The 18241-nt window shown below is 61.9% G+C and carries 19 protein-coding genes; 8 read left to right on the top strand and 11 right to left on the bottom strand.

From position 1 onward, the window contains the following. The first annotated feature begins 71 nt into the window (after positions 1–71). The 4 genes from OSJ75_RS03725 (at position 72) to OSJ75_RS03710 (ending at position 3027) form a co-directional block, all read left to right on the top strand. On the top strand, positions 72–536 hold the full coding sequence (locus tag OSJ75_RS03725; RefSeq protein WP_267226966.1) for a RidA family protein: 465 nt from the start codon (positions 72–74) through the stop codon (positions 534–536). 1 nt (position 537) lies between these two features. Beyond that, the gene (locus OSJ75_RS03720) at positions 538–1254 is read left to right on the top strand and encodes a glycerophosphodiester phosphodiesterase (RefSeq protein ID WP_267226965.1); all 717 of its coding nucleotides are present in this window, start codon (positions 538–540) and stop codon (positions 1252–1254) included. An 84-nt stretch (positions 1255–1338) separates the two neighbouring features. Continuing rightward, positions 1339–2523 (top strand): GNAT family N-acetyltransferase, encoded by a 1185-nt coding sequence (locus tag OSJ75_RS03715; protein WP_267226964.1) that lies wholly within the window; start codon positions 1339–1341, stop codon positions 2521–2523. Positions 2524–2592: 69 nt separating this feature from the next. Then, the gene (locus OSJ75_RS03710; protein ID WP_250014210.1) at positions 2593–3027 is read left to right on the top strand and encodes an HIT family protein; all 435 of its coding nucleotides are present in this window, start codon (positions 2593–2595) and stop codon (positions 3025–3027) included. A gap of 16 nt (positions 3028–3043) precedes the next feature. Here OSJ75_RS03710 and OSJ75_RS03705 read toward each other — a convergent pair whose 3' ends face one another. The 5 genes from OSJ75_RS03705 to OSJ75_RS03685 form a co-directional block, all read right to left on the bottom strand. After that, entirely contained in the window at positions 3044–3388 is a 345-nt protein-coding gene (locus OSJ75_RS03705; protein ID WP_250014207.1) for an AzlD domain-containing protein, read from the bottom strand. Further along, positions 3385–4131 (bottom strand): AzlC family ABC transporter permease, encoded by a 747-nt coding sequence (locus OSJ75_RS03700; RefSeq protein ID WP_250014205.1) that lies wholly within the window; start codon positions 4129–4131, stop codon positions 3385–3387. Before OSJ75_RS03700 ends, OSJ75_RS03705 begins: the two co-directional genes overlap by 4 nt. 65 nt (positions 4132–4196) lie before the next feature. Continuing rightward, positions 4197–6668, bottom strand: coding sequence for an ATP-dependent Clp protease ATP-binding subunit ClpA (gene clpA / locus OSJ75_RS03695; protein WP_267226963.1), 2472 nt, complete (start codon positions 6666–6668; stop codon positions 4197–4199). Between the two features lie 6 nt (positions 6669–6674). Continuing rightward, a complete protein-coding gene (clpS, locus tag OSJ75_RS03690; RefSeq protein ID WP_250014410.1) occupies positions 6675–7028 on the bottom strand; it encodes an ATP-dependent Clp protease adapter ClpS in 354 nt (117 codons plus the stop codon). 204 nt (positions 7029–7232) lie between these two features. Continuing rightward, complete coding sequence (locus OSJ75_RS03685) at positions 7233–7565, bottom strand: phasin family protein (protein WP_267226962.1); 333 nt, start codon at positions 7563–7565, stop codon at positions 7233–7235. A 312-nt stretch (positions 7566–7877) separates the two neighbouring features. Between OSJ75_RS03685 and OSJ75_RS03680 the strand changes: the two genes are divergently transcribed. Next, positions 7878–9170 (top strand): D-alanyl-D-alanine carboxypeptidase, encoded by a 1293-nt coding sequence (locus tag OSJ75_RS03680; RefSeq protein ID WP_267226961.1) that lies wholly within the window; start codon positions 7878–7880, stop codon positions 9168–9170. Positions 9171–9212: 42 nt separating this feature from the next. Continuing rightward, positions 9213–9473 carry a hypothetical protein gene (locus OSJ75_RS03675; RefSeq protein ID WP_250014201.1) on the top strand — a complete coding sequence of 87 codons (261 nt, stop codon included), beginning with the start codon at positions 9213–9215 and terminating at the stop codon, positions 9471–9473. Positions 9474–9483: 10 nt separating this feature from the next. On the opposite strand, the gene OSJ75_RS03670 is transcribed toward OSJ75_RS03675, so the two are convergent. Beyond that, positions 9484–9921, bottom strand: coding sequence for a DUF1489 family protein (locus tag OSJ75_RS03670; RefSeq protein WP_267226960.1), 438 nt, complete (start codon positions 9919–9921; stop codon positions 9484–9486). Positions 9922–9980: 59 nt separating this feature from the next. Continuing rightward, the gene (locus OSJ75_RS03665) at positions 9981–11381 is read right to left on the bottom strand and encodes an L-serine ammonia-lyase (protein WP_267226959.1); all 1401 of its coding nucleotides are present in this window, start codon (positions 11379–11381) and stop codon (positions 9981–9983) included. Between the two features lie 204 nt (positions 11382–11585). On the opposite strand from OSJ75_RS03665, the gene OSJ75_RS03660 reads away from it, so the two are divergent. Continuing rightward, entirely contained in the window at positions 11586–12299 is a 714-nt protein-coding gene (locus OSJ75_RS03660) for a DUF599 domain-containing protein (RefSeq protein WP_250014198.1), read from the top strand. Here the strand turns inward: OSJ75_RS03660 and OSJ75_RS03655 are convergent. After that, positions 12294–13493, bottom strand: a complete 1200-nt coding sequence (locus OSJ75_RS03655; RefSeq protein ID WP_250014196.1) for an MFS transporter — start codon at positions 13491–13493, stop codon at positions 12294–12296. The two genes, OSJ75_RS03660 and OSJ75_RS03655, sit on opposite strands and share 6 nt — an antisense overlap. A gap of 255 nt (positions 13494–13748) precedes the next feature. Between OSJ75_RS03655 and OSJ75_RS03650 the strand changes: the two genes are divergently transcribed. Then, entirely contained in the window at positions 13749–14720 is a 972-nt protein-coding gene (locus tag OSJ75_RS03650; protein WP_267226958.1) for a heparan-alpha-glucosaminide N-acetyltransferase, read from the top strand. A 9-nt stretch (positions 14721–14729) separates the two neighbouring features. Here OSJ75_RS03650 and OSJ75_RS03645 read toward each other — a convergent pair whose 3' ends face one another. From OSJ75_RS03645 to OSJ75_RS03635, 3 genes are all read right to left on the bottom strand, one after another. Next, positions 14730–15116: a MerR family transcriptional regulator gene (locus OSJ75_RS03645; RefSeq protein WP_250014408.1), complete on the bottom strand. Its 387-nt coding sequence runs from the start codon at positions 15114–15116 to the stop codon at positions 14730–14732. Between the two features lie 113 nt (positions 15117–15229). Further along, a complete protein-coding gene (mgtE, locus tag OSJ75_RS03640; RefSeq protein ID WP_250014191.1) occupies positions 15230–16648 on the bottom strand; it encodes a magnesium transporter in 1419 nt (472 codons plus the stop codon). A 126-nt stretch (positions 16649–16774) separates the two neighbouring features. Continuing rightward, positions 16775–18238, bottom strand: coding sequence for an aldehyde dehydrogenase family protein (locus OSJ75_RS03635; RefSeq protein WP_250014406.1), 1464 nt, complete (start codon positions 18236–18238; stop codon positions 16775–16777). Positions 18239–18241: the final 3 nt, after the last annotated feature.

The raw sequence follows: 18241 nt of genomic DNA, 5'->3' as shown, positions 1-18241 counted from the left end.
TTGGCGGAAGCGAGGCAAAAATCGCAACTTCGTTCACAATCCCTTGCGATTCCGAAAGAAGGACCTTCAGCATGAGCAACAATATCGAGACACGCCTGCAGCAGATGGGCGTCACCCTGCCGGTCGCCGCCGCGCCGGCCGCCAATTACGTGCCTTTCGTCCAGAGCGGATCGCTGCTTGTCACTTCGGGCCAATTGCCGCTCCTGGACGGCAAGCTGGCGCACACCGGCCTGCTCGGCGGCGAAGTGACGGTGGAACAGGGCCAGGAATGCGCCCGGGCCTGCGCGATCAACATCCTGGCACAGGCCAAGGCTGCCCTCGGCGATCTCGAACGCATCGTGCGTATCGTCAAGCTGACCTCGTTCGTCGCCTCGAGGCCCGATTTCACCCAGCAGCACCTCGTCACCAACGGCGCTTCGGATTTCCTGGTCGAGGTGCTCGGCGATGCCGGGCGCCATGCCCGCTCCGCCGTCGGCACGGCCGCGCTGCCGCTCAATGCCCCGGTCGAAATCGAAGCCATCATAGAGGTCCGCTGAGATGCCATCCGCAGCCTGGCTGACAGAACGACCGATAGCCCATCGCGGCCTGCACGACCTGAACAGGACGCGGTGGGAGAACACGCTGTCAGCCTTCGAGGCTGCGGCGAGCGCCGGCTTCGCCATCGAGTGCGACGTTCATCTCGGCAGCGACGGCAGCGTGCTGGTCTTCCACGACGGCAGCCTGAAGCGCCTTACCGGCCAGGATGGCGACATAGACCATCTATCGGCCGAGACAGCGCGGGAGACCAAGATCGGCGGCACGGACGATCACATACCGACGCTGCCGGAAATGCTCGGTCTCGTCGCCGGACGCGTCCCCGTCGTCATCGAACTGAAGGGCATCGAGGGCCGCGACGATGGCCTCGTGCGCGCTGTGGCGGATGCGCTTTCCGCCTATGCCGGCGAGGCGGCGATCATGTCCTTCGATCATCACCTGATACGGCGCTTTGCTGGCGATGCGCCCGGAATTGCCGCCGGATTGACGGCGGAAGGCGTAAAGGATGCGGATATGGAAGCCCATTTTTCCATGCTCGCGCACAATATCGACTTCGTCTCCTATAATGTGCATCATCTGGAAAATCGCTTTGTCGATACTGTCAGGAAGAAGCTCGGCCTGCCGGTCATTTCCTGGACGGTCAGAAACGCCGAAGACAGGAAAAAGAGCGATGCCGTGGTCGATCAGATCACCTTCGAGGGGTTCGATCCGCGCGGCTGAGGCCCAGCCTCTTGTATCGCCGGCGGAATGGCCTAACTGGAGACAGATGATCCAATCGCGGACCCAGCCGGGAAGTTGATGCACATGCCCCATAATGATCGTAGCGAATTTACTTTGCGGGTCTGCGAAGGCGTCGGCGCGTTCACGAGGGATGAATGGTCGAAGCTCACCGGAACCTCCCGGCAAGCGGCCGATTACAATCCTTTCCTGTCGCACGCCTTCCTCTCCTCTCTCGAGGATTCGGGCTGCGTGGCGGCAAAGGCCGGCTGGTTGCCGCAGTTCCTGCGCCTCGAATCGCCCGACGGCAGTTTGCTGGGCGCGATGCCGTGCTACCTGAAGAGCCACAGCCAGGGCGAATATGTATTCGACCATGGCTGGGCCGATGCGTTCGAGCGCGCCGGCGGCCGCTATTATCCGAAATTGCAGGCGAGCATCCCTTTCACCCCCGCGACCGGTCCGCGCCTGCTAGTCGACGGGAGCGTCGATGCGCCGGCAGTGCGCTATGCGCTGGTGAACGGGCTTCAGCAATTGACGCGGCGCCTTGGCGTCTCGTCGGCCCACGTCACATTCGTCAATGATGCCGACCTGCCCGCCTTCACCGACCAGGGCTTCCTGCACCGGACCGACCAGCAGTTTCATTTCTTCAACGAGGGCTATGCCGACTACGAGGAGTTCCTCGAAGGACTGGCGTCGCGCAAACGCAAGGCGCTCAGGCGCGAACGGCGCGAAGCGCTTGCCGACGACATCGAGGTCGATCGCCTCACCGGCGCCGACCTGACGGAGAAGGTCTGGGACGATTTCTATGCCTTCTACATGGATACGGGCAGCCGGAAATGGGGCCGCCCCTACCTGAACCGGCGGTTCTACGCGCTTATCGGCGAGCGGATGCCGGACGACATCCTCCTCGTCATGGCCCGCCGCAACGGCCGCTACATAGCCGGAGCCATCAACTTCATCGGTTCCGACCGGCTCTTCGGCAGGAACTGGGGGTGCATCGAAGATCATCGCTTCCTGCATTTCGAGGTCTGCTACCACCAGGCGATCGATTTCGCCCTCGAGCGCAGGCTGCGCGTGGTCGAGGCCGGAGCACAGGGCGAACACAAGCTCGCGCGCGGCTACCTGCCCGTAACGACCCATTCGGTGCACTACATCGAACATGAAGGCTTGCGGCGCGCCGTGAGCGACTATCTCGAGCATGAACGTGCCGACGTCGCCCATATGAGCGAGTTGCTGAACGAGCATTCGCCCTTCAGAAAACAGGAACAATGAGCGTGACGGCTGTTGACTGGCCTGGCGCCGGACGGCAAATTCCTGCCTCGACCGAAATGAGGAAATCGCATGACAAAGCCCTATGACGACAGCAATATCTTCGCGAAGATACTGAAAGGCGAGATTTCGTCCCACAAGCTTTATGAGGATGACAAGACGGTCGCCATCATGGACGTCATGCCCCAGGGCAAGGGCCATTGCCTCGTGCTGCCCAAGGCCCCGAGCCGCAATCTTCTCGATGCAAATCCCGGCGATCTTGCCGCCATCATGGCGACGACGCAGAAGCTCGCCAGAGCGGTGGTCAAGGCCTTCGATGCCGATGGCGTGGTGATAATGCAGTTCAACGAAGCGCCGGCCGGCCAGACCGTATTCCATCTCCATTTCCACGTCATCCCGCGCTTCGAGAATGTCGAGCTCAAGCGCCATTCGGACAAGATGGAAGATCCGGCGATCCTTGCCGACAATGCGCAGAAGATCCGCGACGCACTTGGCGCGGCCGGCTGACTGGGGGCAAGCGACCTTAAAGCAGCAGCCCGGCCACCAGAATGGCCTCGCCGATGAGGACGCCGACAATGACGCGCCGCCCGAGATAGAGATATCCGCAGAAGCCGGCGGCTGCGGCCGCCAGCCGCAATGACAGAGCCGATTCCGCCAGGGCGCCACTTGGATAGAGGACGAGCTGTGCGATCACGCCGGCCACCAGCGCCGTCGCCACGGCACGCACCGCCACCAGCGCCTCCGAATCTTCGCTGACGCGGCCGCCGATGAGCACGCCGAGAAAGCGCCATATATCGGTCGGCAGCCACCCCGCCAGAAGAATGAAGAGATAGGGCCACCACCAGGTGGTAAGACTATGCCAGGTCACGTCGCCGCCCTTCCCTTGGACCAGCGCACATAAGCCATGGTCACGAGCCCGCCGATCGCCCCGGTCAAAAGCAGGTCGTAGGCCGGCGCAACCGCATGGATTGCCGGAAACAGGATGAGGCCCGACACCATCGCCACATGGATGGAACGGTCGCGCGCCGAGCCCCAGAGCGAGGCGAGGAAATACATGGGCGTAAGAAAGAACAGGCAGGCGAAGACGAGCGGCGGGAAGCTCGCCGAAAGCAGGTAGACCAGCGCCACCACAAGCGTATTGGCCGTGGTGAGCGTGATGCCGATACCGGCGAAGAACACCACGCGCATCTCTGCCGGCACGTTCTTCAAGCGTTCCATTCCTATCACCCAGGCGGTGATCGCGATGAAATGCGACAGGAGCAGCAGGGAAATCCTGCGTGTATTCGGGCCGCGAATCTCCGGCACGAACGCGGCCACCATGGGCATGAGCCGTATCGAGGACAGGCCGACCGCGATCGCCGCCGCGACAATGGAATAATCGCCCGCGATCGCGCCGATGAGAACGATATTGGCCGGCAGGGCCCAGATCGCCGCCACCATGAAAGCGGCCTGGATCATGGGCAGGCCGTTCTCGCTGGCAAACCCCGCAAAGCCGACATGGGCCGTCATCAGAATGAGAGCGGGGATACTGCCGGTAAGTGCGGCGCCTGAAAGAAACCAGGAGAGCTTTGTTCGCGACTCGACTGGAAGGGATGGTCCGGAATCAGCCATGCACAATCGATAGACCCAAGACGACCGCCCTTCAAGAAAAAGGCCGCCCGGAGGCGGCCTTTTCATCATTTCTTGCGTGGCACCTTTGGAACCGAGGCCTTGGGTGCGGGAGCAGAGATGCTCTCGCCTCCATCACCGCCGGCCGAAGCCTTTTCCAGCACCGGCTTTTTCGCCACCGGCTTCTTGCGCGCCAATGGCTTCTTGTCGGCGGGGATTTCCTTCTTCGGCTTCACCACCACCTCGTCGGCGACATAGTCGAGGACGAGACCGCGAGCCCCATCCGCCTTCTCGGCGACGGAAACCCGTACCGTGCCGCCCTTGCGCAGCTTGCCGAACAGGACCTCGTCCGCAAGCGGTTTCTTGATGTGTTCCTGGATGACGCGGGCCAGCGGCCGCGCACCCATCCGGTCATCATAGCCCTTCTCGGCCAGCCATGCGATCGCCTCGGGCTGCAGGTCGAAGGTGACGCCGCGATCCGCCAGTTGCGCTTCGAGCTGGATGACGAACTTCTGCACCACCTGGTGGATGACAGGAACCGGCAGCGGGCCGAACGGAATGATCGCGTCGAGACGGTTGCGGAACTCCGGCGTGAACAGGCGGTTGATCGCCTCCATGTCATCGCCTTCGCGCCGCGACGAACCAAAACCTATGGCGGAGCGGGCCATGTCGGACGCGCCCGCATTGGTCGTCATGATCAGGATGACGTTGCGGAAATCGATCTGCTTGCCGTTATGGTCGGTCAGCTTGCCATGATCCATGACCTGCAACAGGATGTTGAACAGGTCCGGATGGGCCTTTTCGATCTCGTCCAGCAGCAGCACGCAATGCGGATGCTGGTCGACGCCATCGGTCAGAAGTCCGCCCTGGTCGAAGCCGACATAGCCGGGAGGCGCGCCGAGCAACCGCGAAACGGTGTGACGCTCCATATATTCCGACATGTCGAACCGCAGCAGTTCGACCCCGAGCGAGGCCGCAAGCTGCTTGGCAACCTCCGTCTTGCCGACGCCCGTGGGGCCGGAGAACAGGTAGGAACCGATCGGCTTTTCGGGCTCGCGCAGGCCGGCACGGGCAAGCTTGATCGAGGACGACAGCGCCTCGATGGCGAGATCCTGTCCATAGACCACGCGCTTCAGCTCGGCCTCGAGATTGGAAAGCACCGCCTCGTCATCCTTGGAAACCGTCTTCGGCGGAATCCGCGCCATGGTGGCGATGGTCGCTTCGATCTCCTTCACGCCGATCGACTTCTTGCGCTTGGACTCCGGCAGCAGCATCTGGCTTGCGCCGGTCTCGTCGATCACGTCGATAGCCTTGTCGGGCAGCTTCCGGTCATTGATGTAGCGCGCCGAAAGCTCGACGGCCGATTTGATCGCTTCCACCGTGTATTTCACCTTGTGGAAGTCCTCGAAATAAGGCCGCAGCCCCTTCATGATCTCGATCGTATCCGGGATCGAAGGCTCGTTGACATCGATTTTCTGGAAGCGGCGAACAAGCGCCCTGTCCTTCTCGAAGAACTGGCGGAACTCCTTGTAAGTCGTTGATCCAATGCAACGAATTGCACCTGATGAAAGCGCCGGCTTCAAGAGGTTCGAGGCATCCATCGCGCCGCCGGACGTTGCGCCCGCGCCGATGATGGTGTGGATCTCGTCGATGAACAGGATCGCGCCCGGATATTCCTCGAGCTCCTTGATGACCTGTTTCAGGCGCTCTTCGAAATCGCCGCGATAGCGGGTTCCGGCCAGAAGCGTGCCCATGTCGAGCGAAAACACGGTCGCATCCTGCAACACGGCAGGCACCTTGCGCTCGACGATGCGCTTTGCCAATCCCTCGGCGATCGCGGTCTTGCCGACGCCCGGATCCCCCACATAGAGCGGGTTGTTCTTGGAACGGCGGCAAAGGATCTGAATCGTACGGCTGATTTCCTGGTCGCGGCCGATCAGCGGATCGATCCGGCCATTGCGCGCGCGGTCGTTCAGATTGATGCAATAGGCCGACAGCGCGTCCTGCTTCTTTTTCGTGGCCTCTTCGCTATCCGCGGAATGGCTGTCGTCATTGCCGTTTTCGGCAGCGCCGAGCGGCGTGCGCGGCTCCGACATGCCGGGACGCTTGGAAATCCCGTGCGAAATGTAGTTGACCGCATCATAGCGCGTCATCTGCTGTTCCTGCAGGAAGAACGCGGCATGGCTCTCCCGTTCGGCAAAGATCGCCACGAGAACATTGGCGCCCGTCACTTCCTCGCGGTTGGAGGACTGGACGTGAATGACGGCGCGCTGGATAACGCGCTGAAACGCGGCGGTAGGCTTGGAGTCCTCGTCATAGCCCGTCACCAGATTGTCGAGCTCATGATCGACATAGTCGGTCACCGTGCGGGTCAGTTGCACGAGATCGACATTGCAGGCACGCATGACGCTGCTCGCATCCTGATCATCGATCAATGCAAGCAGGAGGTGTTCCAGCGTTGCATATTCGTGGTGATGCTCATTGGCGATCGTCAATGCCTGGTGAAGGGCCCGCTCAAGACTGGGTGAGAAAGATGGCATGAAACCTCACTTTTTCTCCATCACGCATTGCAGCGGATGTTGGTTTTGCCGCGAATAGTCCATGACTTGCGTCATCTTGGACTCCGCAACCTCATAGGTAAAGACACCGCACTCCCCGACCCCGTGATTATGCACATGAAGCATAATCCGCGTGGCATCCTCCTTGTTCTTCTGGAAGAAGCGTTCCAGCACATGAATGACGAATTCCATGGGTGTGTAATCGTCATTCAGGATCAACACTCGATAAAGGCTGGGCTTCTTGAGCTTGGGTTTGGTTCGCGTGATAACGGCAGTGCCCCTGCCCGGTCCGTTACCCCCGCTCTTGTCCTCATCCTGCATTCTGGGTGAAAACGTAGTCATCTCTTCCATGCCCGCATATGAATTGTGCCTTTGTGTCACTCCATGCAATCTATGTAGGTCGCAACAACCAAATTTTAAGCCCTATCTTCAAGCTTGCAAGATCAAGTTGGCGTCCCGGCGGCAAATTGATACCTGCAATGTAAAAAAGGGCCCGCTTGCTGGTGCAAGCCGGCCCCTCGCGCCCTTCCGCCCTTAAGGCGAAAGCTATTTCGGCACGCGTGCAACTGCAACCTCGTAGGGCCGGTAGGCTTCCCTGGCCAGTTCGGCATAGAGTTCGCTGAAACGGGTGGCCTGCCCGACAAAGGATTCGTAGGCGCGGCGGGCAAAATCGTGCTGGGTCTCCAGCGCCTGCTCCGGCGATTTGATCGAAGCCAGCTTCTGCATCAGGGCGGAGCCTTCCTCGACGGATTTCCGCGAATAGTCGGCGGCTTCGCTGGCAATGGTCTGGAGCCCCTGCGACACCGCGCCGAGACTGGTCATCGCCGTATCGAGGACGTCCCGGCCCTTCTGGTTCAATGCGTCAAACGGAGCGGTCATTTCCATACCTCTTGCAAGTGTTCTTGCGGAAAAAGGTAGTGTGCACTGCACAAATTGTCAAACCGCCGCACTCTCGCCGCTGTTAAAAATTAACCGAACTTCGCGGAAAAAGATGAACGATCCGGTTACCATAAACAGTTTGGTAACGCTGATGCCGCTAAAGTCAAAACTCCGTTTTCGTTGCATTTGATGGTCGATGAATCCCGACCGCATATCGAGCAGGTGTTGAAATTGCTTTATCCGGCCCGCCAAAAATCCCCGTTCAGCAGAAGAGTGGCCCGCCTGGTGTTCGCGTTGGCTTTGGCCTCGGGGTTGGCTTCAGTCCAGACATCCGGCGCCGCCGCCAACAGCAAGGCAGCCGCGGTCGTGGTGGACGCCAATACGGGCAAGACGCTCTATTCGTCCAATGCAGATGCCAAGCGTTATCCGGCTTCGCTGACGAAGATGATGACCCTCTATATGCTTTTCGAGGCGATGGCGGCGGGCAAGGTCTCGAAATCGACGCCCATCCCTGTCTCCGCCTATGCGGCTTCGCAGCCGCCGACAAAAGTCGGCATCAAGCCCGGCCAGACGATCAGCGCCGAGGCGGCCATCCTTTCATTGATCACCAAGTCCGCCAATGATGCGGCCACCGCCATCGGCGAATATCTCGGCGGCAGCGAGCAGCGCTTTGCCGTCATGATGACCAACAAGGCCCGCCAGCTCGGAATGAACCACACGCAGTTCCGCAACGCCAACGGCCTTCCGGACGTGAAGCAATATTCGACCGCGCGCGATCTCGCCGTTCTCGGCATCGCGCTCCGCGAACATTTCCCGCAATATTACAGCTATTTCTCGACGCGCAGCTTCAGCTATCGCGGCCGCCGGATCGTCGGGCACAATCGCCTGCTCGGCAAGATCGAGGGCGTGGACGGCATCAAGACCGGCTATACGCGCATGTCCGGCTTCAACCTCGTCTCCTCGGTCAATACCGGCGGCAAGAAGCTGGTCGCGGTCGTCATGGGCGGCACGAGCGGCGGTTCGCGCGACGCGCAGATGGCCAAGCTCATCGCAGCCTACCTGCCCAAGGCATCGGCACGCGACGGCGGCAATCTGCTCGCCTCGCGCAAGAACAGCCGCCTGAGCGTTGCCGCGCTTGAACTGCCCGAGGATGGCGATGCGCCAGTGCCGGTTCGCCGCGAGACAGTGGCTGCAACATCGGTGCCGGAGGTAATCACCGCCTATGCCGAACCAGCCCAGCCTGCATCGCCAGCAGCGCGCATTCTCGCAGTGCCGACGCCGCGCGAAGAAGTCGGCGAAGGCGACGTATCCGAAGTCGATCCGGTCACCACGGCATCGGCGACGCCCGGCGGCTGGATGGTGCAGATTGCCTCCGTCGGCAGCCCGGACGAAGCAAAGGCGCTGCTTTCCAAGGCTGCGACGCAGGTCGGCGGCCCGCTGGCAGGCCTCTCGCCCTATACGGAACAGTTCCAGAAGGGCGCCACCACCTATCACCGCGCCCGTTTCGCCGGCATCTCTTCCGCCAAGGCGGCAAGCAATGCCTGTGCGGCACTGAAACGCCAGAAATACAATTGCTTTGCAATCGCGCCGCAGTCGGGCGGTTGATTTTACGAATGACCCGGTAGGTAAAGCGTAAGGGGTTTAGCGATGTCGATCATTACAGACAGTTTCGACGCTCATGCAACGAGGTCCGCAAGGTCGTTTCCGGGCCTTGGCGCCCTGCAGCAGGCGGCGCAGCGCATTGCCGATCTGCGGCGGAGCGATGCTCCGTTCAAGACCATGGACCTAGTCAACGTCCTGTTGTGCCAGGCGGCCCGCTCGCGGCGCGTGGCCCAGCCCGCCGTGCGGCTGCGCCTGAATTCGGACCCCCGCAACGGCGTCGTGGCCGTCCGCCTGAAATTATCCTGACAATGAGAGCCTAGAGCAGGCCGAGCGCGGCCAGTTCATTGCGCAATTCGGGCGGCAGTTTGGCCCGGCCGGAGCCGCCCTTGCCCTCATCGACCGGTGCATCGTCGGCGGAGAGATAGCGCCAGCCCTGAAACGCCCGGCGCGGCTGCCACTCGGTGGCGATGATGCGCGGGTCGAGCACCAGATGGCAGCGGGATATGCCCTCATCATCCGTGAACGTGCGAATATCGGTCAGCATCTGCCGGCACTGGATATTGCCCTTTATCACCCAGTAGAGCGAGCCGCCGTCCAGGAGTTCGTCGACGCGCTTGGGCACCATCCGTGTCGTATGGAACTGCTCGGCGGAAAGACCCGCCCGGCGACGTTCATCGAGCCGGAAATCGATCCATGCCGCCAGTTCCTCGATGGCATTGCAGCCAACGCACAGTTTTACCAGATTGAGAGCCATGATTAAGCATTCGCATTTCGCGGGCCGTCGTCAACGACCGGCCGAGGTTCTCCACAGGCTCAGCATTCGACGACGTTGACCGCCAGCCCGCCGAGACTGGTTTCCTTGTAGCGCTCGCTCATGTCGACGCCGGTCTGGCGCATCGTCTCGATACAGGCATCGAGCGGCACGAAATGCGTGCCGTCGCCTTTCACGGCCAGGGAAGCGGCGGTCACTGCCTTCACCGCACCAAGCGCGTTGCGCTCGATGCAGGGCACCTGCACCAGCCCGGCGACCGGGTCGCATGTCATGCCGAGATGATGTTCGAGCGCGATCTCCGCGGCATTCTCGATTTGCTCCGGCGTCCCGCCAAGCACGGCGGCGAGGCCGGCCGCCGCCATGGCCGAGGCGGACCCGACCTCCCCCTGGCAGCCGACTTCGGCGCCGGAGATGGAGGCATTCGTCTTGATCACGCCGCCAATGGCCGCGGAGGTAAGCAGAAAGTCGCGGATACCATGCACGTCGGCATCCTCGTGGAAATGCAGGTAATAGCGCAGTACGGCCGGGACGACGCCGGCAGCGCCGTTGGTCGGGGCGGTGACGACGCGTCCGCCCGCAGCATTCTCCTCGTTGACCGCCATGGCGTAGACCGAAAGCCAGTCATTGGCGAGGAGCGGATTGATGCGGTTCTGCCGCCATTCCTCCTGCAGGCGATCATGCAGATATCTTGCGCGGCGCTTAACGTTCAGGCCGCCCGGCATGATGCCCTCCTGCTCCAGCCCGCGGTCGATGCAGGAGCGCATCGCGCCCCAGATCCGGTCCAGCCCGGCATCGAGTTCGCCGCGGCTCATGAACATTTCTTCGTTGCGGCGCTTCATTTCGGCGATGGACAAGCCGCTTTCGCGCGCCATGTTCAGCATCTGCTGCGCATTCCTGAAGGGAAACGGCACCGGTTGCTCGGCTTTTGGCGCCGTGCGCGTCCTGGCGGCCTCGAGTTCTTCCTCCGTCACGACGAAGCCGCCGCCGATGGAATAGAACACCCGGCGCAGCAGCAGCCGGTCGTCGCCATCATAGGCCTCGAAAGCCATGCCGTTCGCATGGCCCGGCAGGGGCGTGCGCTTGTCCATGACGAGATCGGTCGACGGATCGAAATCATACTGCGGATGGCCGTCGGGCGTGAGTTTCTTCGTTCGCCGCACCTCTTCGAGCAGCGCATCCATCCTGTTGGGATCGATCGTCGCCGGCAGCAGGCCGCAAAGACCGAGGATGACCGCCCGGTCCGTGGCGTGCCCGACACCGGTGAAAGCGAGCGAACCATGCAGCCGGGCGCGCAGCCGGGCGACCTTGACGCCGGTCGGGCGCGGCCACTGGCCGCTTTTCAGCTCGTCCAGGAACAGGCCTGCCGCAGTCATCGGCCCCATCGTATGGGAGCTCGATGGGCCTATGCCGATCTTATAGAGGTCAAAAACCGACAAAAACATTCACTACCTCGCCCAATTTCTCGGACATCATGGCCGCCGGACATGTTTCATCGCGGAGCAGCGGCGACTTTGCCTTGCGTTAATACGACATAGAGTGCCGGATGCCAAAAACCAAGGGCACAGCGCATGCAGCCGCGCATTGTTGACACGGCGGCGGACTCTCCGAATAGATGACATCGACAATTCCGCATTGCGAGTGGTGATATGGCATCTGCCCCAATCATGACCTACTGGATGGACATCCTGGCCATGATCTATTTCTTCTTCGTCTGGGGGCTCTATTCCCGCACGACGGCGCGAGGCTTTGCCAATCGCCGGTCGCTGACGTCGGAGATGAACCATGCGCGCGGCCAGTGGATGACCACCATGGCATCGCGCGAACTGCGCATGATCGACACCAGCATCATGATCGGGTTGCAGCAGGGCACGGCATTCTTCGCCTCCACCTGCATTTTCGCCATTGGCGGCTGCTTCGGCCTGTTGAACTCGTCCGGCCGTGTCCTGACCCTTTTTCACGACCTTCCCTTCCTCGGCGAGACGACGCAGCAGCTCTTCGAAACCAAGATCCTCGGCCTGCTCGTCCTCTTCGCCTATGCCTTCTTCAAATTCGCCTGGTCCTACCGCCTGTTCAATTACTGCTCGATCCTGATCGGCACCGTCCCGATGGCGCGCGACAAGGGGCCGGACGATCCGGCAGTCATCGCCAGCATCAACCGCGCCACCGGCATCAACGTGCAGGCGGGCACGCATTTCAACGCGGGCCTGCGCGGCATATTCTTTTCCATCGGCTATCTTGGATGGTTCCTCCACCCGCTGCTGTTCATGCTGACGACCACCCTCGTCGCAATCGTGCTGCTGCGGCGGCAATTCTTCTCGAAGGCGCGCGAAGTCCTGATGCGAAATCCCGCCGGCCTATAGGCGGCGCGGCAGGTAGCGCCAGACGAAAACGGCGGTGAAAACCATCAACCCCGCGAGAGCGATGAAGATCGCCCCGATATTGAAGAAGCTCAGGATGATCGAATAGACGAAAGCCGGAACAATCTCCGAGAAGTCGAGATATGTCCGGTAGACGGCCGTCATCTGCGCCCGCTCATGCGGATGGACCGCGCGGATGAAGGTGGTGGAGGCCAGCGTATCGAGCGCGACGCAGAAGAACGCTCCGACGAGCAGCATGAGCGCCGCGACCATGGGGAAACCCGCCCCGGCGATGCCGGCGCCGATGAGTGCTGCGGCGATGAGCACGAAAACGCCGGAAATCGTGCGCGTCAGTCCCTGGATCATGCCGATCTTGCCCCACAGGATGGAGGCGAGCAGGAACAGATTGCCGAGCGAGACCAAAAGCCCGCCGGCCAGCGAGCCCTGCCCGGTCGCTACCATGAGGATGGGACCATAGACGAAAAACGTGCTCCAGTAGCAGGAACGCGCGAAGGCGATGAGCCAGGCAAGCCGCAACCGGGGCTGCACCACGAAGCGCCTTATGTTGGCGATCGGATTTGCGGGCCGGCTCGGTCCCTTCTGCAGGGCCGGATTGTCGCTGAGCCGGAAGTACCAGAACAGCCCGAGCAGGAGCAGCGAGAAACAGATGGAGGCGAGGAAGGGCGCGATCATCCCGACTTTCGTATAGAGAAACACGCCGACGAACGGGCCGCCGGTCCAGGCCAGCGTCGCCGTTGCCATGCGTACCGATTCCGCCCGCACCAGTTCGCCCTTCTTTATGTGGTCCATGATGTAGAGGCTGAGCGTAATCGACAGCGTCCCGGCGCCGAAGGTGCGCAGGAACAGGCCCAGCGCCTGCCCCGGCAGCGTATCGAGCGCAAAGGCGCAGCAGCCGAGGATCAGCGCCGCCGCGCCGGATGTATAGACCCAGCGCCGCGGAATGCGCACGATGAGCATCGGGATCGACAATGTGGAAATCAGGCCGAGCAGCGACATGCAGGTATAGAGGATGCTGACGCCGCGCTCGCTCTGCATCAAATCATAGGTCTGGATCGGCACCACGCTGGTGATGATCGCCCGGGCCATCGATTCGATGCCGAACAGGATAGCGAATACCCGCGCCGTCGGGCGCTTGGCAGCATCGATCCAGATAGGATGGCGAACCTGGTTGATCACGGGAAGACTTTGAACATTGGAGTCGGGCGGCCGGGAAATACTGGACGCTTGCGCGCTCCATAGCAGTCAATTGCACGACATCCTATGTCTATTTATTGCCCATGGCGGGCTTTCGCAGCAATTCGTGGCGGGGCTTGCGAGCCGTCGGCACCGGCCTTGCAAAACCGGCGCGCCTTGTCCAAGATCGACCGGCAGAACGAGTCCCTCAAAAGCAGTTTGCCGTGCTTGCGCCCTTCGACTGATACAGGTTCCTTCATGACGCAAGCAGATTTGCCCCCGCCCCCCTCGCGCATACGCCTGACAAGGCTCGACCTGCTGCGTGGTCTGGCGCTCATTGCCATGGCCATCTACCACACCGGCTGGGATCTGGAATTCTTCGGCTATATGGAGCCGGGCACCACGGGCCATGGCGGCTGGAAGCTCTTCGCGCGCTGCATCGCTTCGAGCTTCCTGTTCCTGGTGGGTTTCAGCCTCGTGCTTGCCCATGGCAACGGCATTCGCTGGCGTTCATATGGCATTCGCCTGGCGCAGATCATTGCCGCCGCGCTCGCCATCACGGCAGCCACCTATTTCTTCACGCCGGAAAGCTTCGTCTTCTTCGGCATCCTCCATCAGATAGCGATTGCCAGCATCCTCGGGCTGGCCTTCATCCGCCTGCCGGTGATCGTCATCGTCCTGTGCGCCGCCGCGACCATCGCCGCGCCGCTCTATCTCGCCTCGCCGGTCTTCGATGCAGCCTGGTACTGGCCGCTCGGCCTTTCGCAGACAGCTGTCCGATCCAATGATTACGTGCCGATCTTCCCATGGTTCGGCGCCGTTCTCGCCGGCATCGCCACGGCGCGCCAGATGCGGCAATACGGCATCATGGCTGCGCTTGCCGGGCCGATCCTGCCGCAAGCGGCCGAGCGTCCGCTGCAATTCATCGGCCGGCACAGCCTGGCCTTTTACCTGATACACCAGCCGGTCCTCATCAGCTGCGTATTCCTGCTCTCGCAGATATATCCGCCGGCTGTCGCCACGCCGCATGAGGTCTTTTCGCAGGCCTGCGTGCAAAGCTGCGCCGCCGACAATGAGACAGCGTTCTGCCAGCGCTTCTGCGATTGCGTGATCGGCGAGACCGAAACCGCCGGAATATTCGATGAGCTTTTTGCCGGGAAACGCGACCAGAGCGATCCTCAAATGGCCGAAATCGCGCAGATCTGCACGCAGGGCAGCAGCCAGCCCTAGGTCAACTGCCTAGGTATTGACGCCGAGTTCCGCCAGCCGCTCGATGCAGCCTTCTTCGACCTGGTCGAGCTCGGCCAGCGTCTCCTCGATGTCGCGCCGCTTCTGCCTCAGTTCCGCGCGCTTCTCTTCCACGCGCTTCATCATGAGGTGGATCTGGCCGACCTCCCCGGGCGGTGCCTTGTACATCTGGATGATCTCCTGGATTTCGGAGATCGAGAAGCCCAGCCGCTTGCCGCGCAGGATCTGTTTCAGCAGATGCCGGTCCGATGGCCTGAACAGCCGCGTGCGCCCGCGCCGCACCGGATGGATCAGCCCCTCGTCCTCATAGAACCGCAAGGTTCTGGTCGAGACGCCGAACTCGCGCGTCAATTCGGTAATGGAGTAGTATTCGCGGATCGCCGACAAAGATTCATTCCTTTTTAGACCGGTCTGACGTTTGTCCACGAATTTACGTAAAAGTCAATTGTACGATTGTTTTGAACTGTGAACTTCCGTGCACGACGGCGCGGTCAGCCGAAGCCGAAACCGAACCACCAGGTGGCAAGGCCGAGGAAGGAGAAGAATCCGACCACATCGGTCACGGTGGTGACGAATACCGCGGAGGCGATGGCGGGATCGGCGCCGAAGCGGTGCAGCAACAGCGGAATGAGAATGCCGCCCATGGCGGCGGCCAGCATGTTGATGATCATGGCGGTGGCAATGATGCCGCCGAGATTGACATTGCCGAACCAGAACGATGCGACGGCACCGATCAGGATGGCGAAGATCGCGCCATTGATGATGCCGACGAGCGCTTCGCGCCGAATGATGCGGCCGGCATTGTAGATATCCATGTCGCGGGTCGCGAGGGCGCGCACGGTGACGGTCATGGTCTGCGTGGCGGCATTGCCTCCCATGGAAGCGACGATCGGCATCAGTACCGCCAGCGCCACCATCTGCTGGATCGTCCCGTCGAAAAGGCCGATCACGGAAGCCGAGATGAAGGCGGTGAAGAGATTGATCACCAGCCAGGGCGTGCGCGAACGCGAGGTCGAAAGCACGGAGTCCGACAATTCCTCGTCGCCGACGCCGCCGAGCCGCAAGATGTCCTCCTCGGCCTCTTCCTGGATGACGTCGACGATGTTCTCGATCGTCAGGACGCCGACGAGGCGCTCGTTCTCATCCACCACGGCGGCGGAAAGCAGATCATATTGTTCGAATATCTGCGCCGCCTCTTCCTGGTCCATGGTGGCCGGAATGGCATGGCGTGTCTCGTGCATGATGTCTTCGATCTTGATCTCGCGCCGCGTGCGCAGGATGCGGTCGAGATCTATCGCGCCGAGCAGGCGGAACATGGGATCGATGACGAATATCTGCGAGAAGGAATCCGGCAGGTCGGCATTCTCGCGCATGTAGTCGATGGTCTGGCCGACCGTCCAGAATGGAGGCACGGCAACGAACTCCGTCTGCATGCGCCGGCCGGCCGTCTCTTCCGGATAGCCGAGGGAGCGGCGCAGGCGAACACGTTCGGTAAAGGGAAGCTGCGCCAGGATCTCGTCGCGATCCTCCTGGTCGAGGTCCTCCAGAATATAGACCGCATCGTCCGAATCCAGGTCCTGGACCGCCTCGGCAATCTGGCGGTTCGGCATGGCATCGACGATTTCGAGGCGCACGGCCTCGTCCACCTCGGTCAGTGCGGCAAAATCGAACTCGTCGCCGAGAAGTTCGATCAGCGCGCGGCGCTGGTCCGATTGCAGCGCCTCGAGCACATCGCCCAGCTCCGACTGGTGGAGCTTGGCGACATGGGAGCGCAGGAACAGCACGTCGCGATCGGCGATCGCCGCGCCAACCCGCGCCAGATAGGACGACCGGACGGCGCCGTCATCGCCATAGATGTCGGCTTCCTCATCCTGGGGCGGGGTTTGCGATAGGTGTTCCGTCTCGTCCATGCTGTCCGCACCCGTCTTGCTGGCATGCTGTCAGGCGAGGCGTACAATACGGACTGCGAAGAAACAAACGAAATTCCGCGTGCGCGCCCCGACTTCTGCGACTATCGAAGGCAGATCGGTTCTGCCTCAGGCCGCAGTGTCCTGCCAGCCGCTTATCGCCTTGACCTCGAGGAAATCCTCAAGGCCCCAATGCCCGCCCTCGCGGCCGATGCCAGACTGCTTGTAGCCGCCGAAGGGAGCATCCGCCGCATGGGAAGCGCCATTGATGCGCACCATGCCCGCCCGCAACTGCCGCGAAACACGGCGGATGCGCTGCGGATCGCCGGACTGGACATAGGCGGCGAGGCCATAGGGCGTGTCATTGGCGATCTCGACGGCTTCCTCCTCCGTATCGAACGGGATGATGGCGAGGACCGGGCCGAATATCTCCTCCCGTGCGATCGTCATGTCGTTGGTCACATCGGCGAATATGGTCGGCCGCACATAATAGCCCCGATTGAAGCCCTCGGGCCGCCCCATGCCGCCGGCGATCAGCCGCGCGCCTTCCTTGATGCCCTTCTCGATCAGGCCCTGCACCTTGTTGAACTGTATCTCCGACACCAGCGGCCCCATGTGATCGCCATCCTGCGCCGGATCGCCGACGCTGGTGGCATTGGCGGTCGCGGCGGCCACTTCGGTCGCCCGCTCATAGACCGAGCGCTCGACGAGCATCCGCGTCGGCGCATTGCAGGACTGGCCCGTATTGTTGAACACATGAGCGACGCCGCGCCTCACGGCTTCGTCCACGTCGCTGTCGGCAAAGACGATGTTGGGCGACTTGCCGCCGAGTTCCAGCGAAACCCGCTTGACCGTTTCGGCCGCCGCCTTGGTCACGGCGATACCGGCACGCGTCGAACCGGTGAATGACATCATGTCGATGCCGGGATGCCGCGACATGGCCTCGCCCACCGTCGGGCCGTCGCCATTGACCAGGTTGAAAACGCCCGCCGGCAGGCCGGAGGCATCGATGATCTCGGCAAACACGACCGACGAGATCGGCGCGACCTCGGAAGGCTTCAGGATGACCGTGCACCCGGCCGCAATGGCCGGAACGACCTTGAGCACCACCTGGTTCATCGGCCAGTTCCACGGCGTGATGAGGCCGCACACGCCAATGGGTTCATAGGCAATCCGCGTTGTCGTGTTGCGCTCATCCAGCGGCCGCTCGAACTTGAAGTCCTTGAGGGCGCGCTGAAACGCCTTCATGTGCGACATGCCGGAGGCCGCCTGCTCCTCGAGAGCCATCTTGATCGGCGCGCCCATCTCCTGCGAGATGGCCTTGGCCATGTCCGACATGCGCGTTTCATAGGCCTTCAGCAGACGCTCGAGCCAGGCAAGGCGCTCCTCGCGCGTCGTGAGGCTCCAGGTCGAGAAGGCGCGCCGTGCCGCGGTCACCGCCTTGTCCACATCCTCCGCCGAGCCGAGCGAGATCACCGCGAACGCCTGTTCGTCCGCCGGATTGATGACTTCGAGTTCCTTGGCGACAGCGGGCGCTATCCACTTGCCATCGATGTAGAAATCGGTCTTGCGCAGCATATTGGCCTCCTGGATGGG

This window comes from Phyllobacterium sp. 0TCS1.6A, from assembly GCF_026420825.1.
Taxonomy (GTDB): domain Bacteria; phylum Pseudomonadota; class Alphaproteobacteria; order Rhizobiales; family Rhizobiaceae; genus Phyllobacterium.
This window is presented reverse-complemented; position numbering and strand designations above follow the sequence as displayed.

What these genes read in the sequence shown, in the direction of transcription:
- OSJ75_RS03675 (WP_250014201.1), top strand. Translation starts at nt 9,213, where the DNA reads ATGTCGATCATTACAGACAGTTTCGACGCTCATGCAACGAGGTCCGCA.
- mgtE (WP_250014191.1), bottom strand. Translation starts at nt 16,648, where the DNA reads ATGGACGAGACGGAACACCTATCGCAAACCCCGCCCCAGGATGAGGAA.
- clpA (WP_267226963.1), bottom strand. Translation starts at nt 6,668, where the DNA reads ATGCCATCTTTCTCACCCAGTCTTGAGCGGGCCCTTCACCAGGCATTG.
- OSJ75_RS03700 (WP_250014205.1), bottom strand. Translation starts at nt 4,131, where the DNA reads ATGGCTGATTCCGGACCATCCCTTCCAGTCGAGTCGCGAACAAAGCTC.
- clpS (WP_250014410.1), bottom strand. Translation starts at nt 7,028, where the DNA reads ATGACTACGTTTTCACCCAGAATGCAGGATGAGGACAAGAGCGGGGGT.
- OSJ75_RS03710 (WP_250014210.1), top strand. Translation starts at nt 2,593, where the DNA reads ATGACAAAGCCCTATGACGACAGCAATATCTTCGCGAAGATACTGAAA.
- OSJ75_RS03725 (WP_267226966.1), top strand. Translation starts at nt 72, where the DNA reads ATGAGCAACAATATCGAGACACGCCTGCAGCAGATGGGCGTCACCCTG.
- OSJ75_RS03670 (WP_267226960.1), bottom strand. Translation starts at nt 9,921, where the DNA reads ATGGCTCTCAATCTGGTAAAACTGTGCGTTGGCTGCAATGCCATCGAG.
- OSJ75_RS03660 (WP_250014198.1), top strand. Translation starts at nt 11,586, where the DNA reads ATGGCATCTGCCCCAATCATGACCTACTGGATGGACATCCTGGCCATG.
- OSJ75_RS03715 (WP_267226964.1), top strand. Translation starts at nt 1,339, where the DNA reads ATGCCCCATAATGATCGTAGCGAATTTACTTTGCGGGTCTGCGAAGGC.
- OSJ75_RS03720 (WP_267226965.1), top strand. Translation starts at nt 538, where the DNA reads ATGCCATCCGCAGCCTGGCTGACAGAACGACCGATAGCCCATCGCGGC.
- OSJ75_RS03650 (WP_267226958.1), top strand. Translation starts at nt 13,749, where the DNA reads ATGACGCAAGCAGATTTGCCCCCGCCCCCCTCGCGCATACGCCTGACA.
- OSJ75_RS03665 (WP_267226959.1), bottom strand. Translation starts at nt 11,381, where the DNA reads ATGTTTTTGTCGGTTTTTGACCTCTATAAGATCGGCATAGGCCCATCG.
- OSJ75_RS03685 (WP_267226962.1), bottom strand. Translation starts at nt 7,565, where the DNA reads ATGACCGCTCCGTTTGACGCATTGAACCAGAAGGGCCGGGACGTCCTC.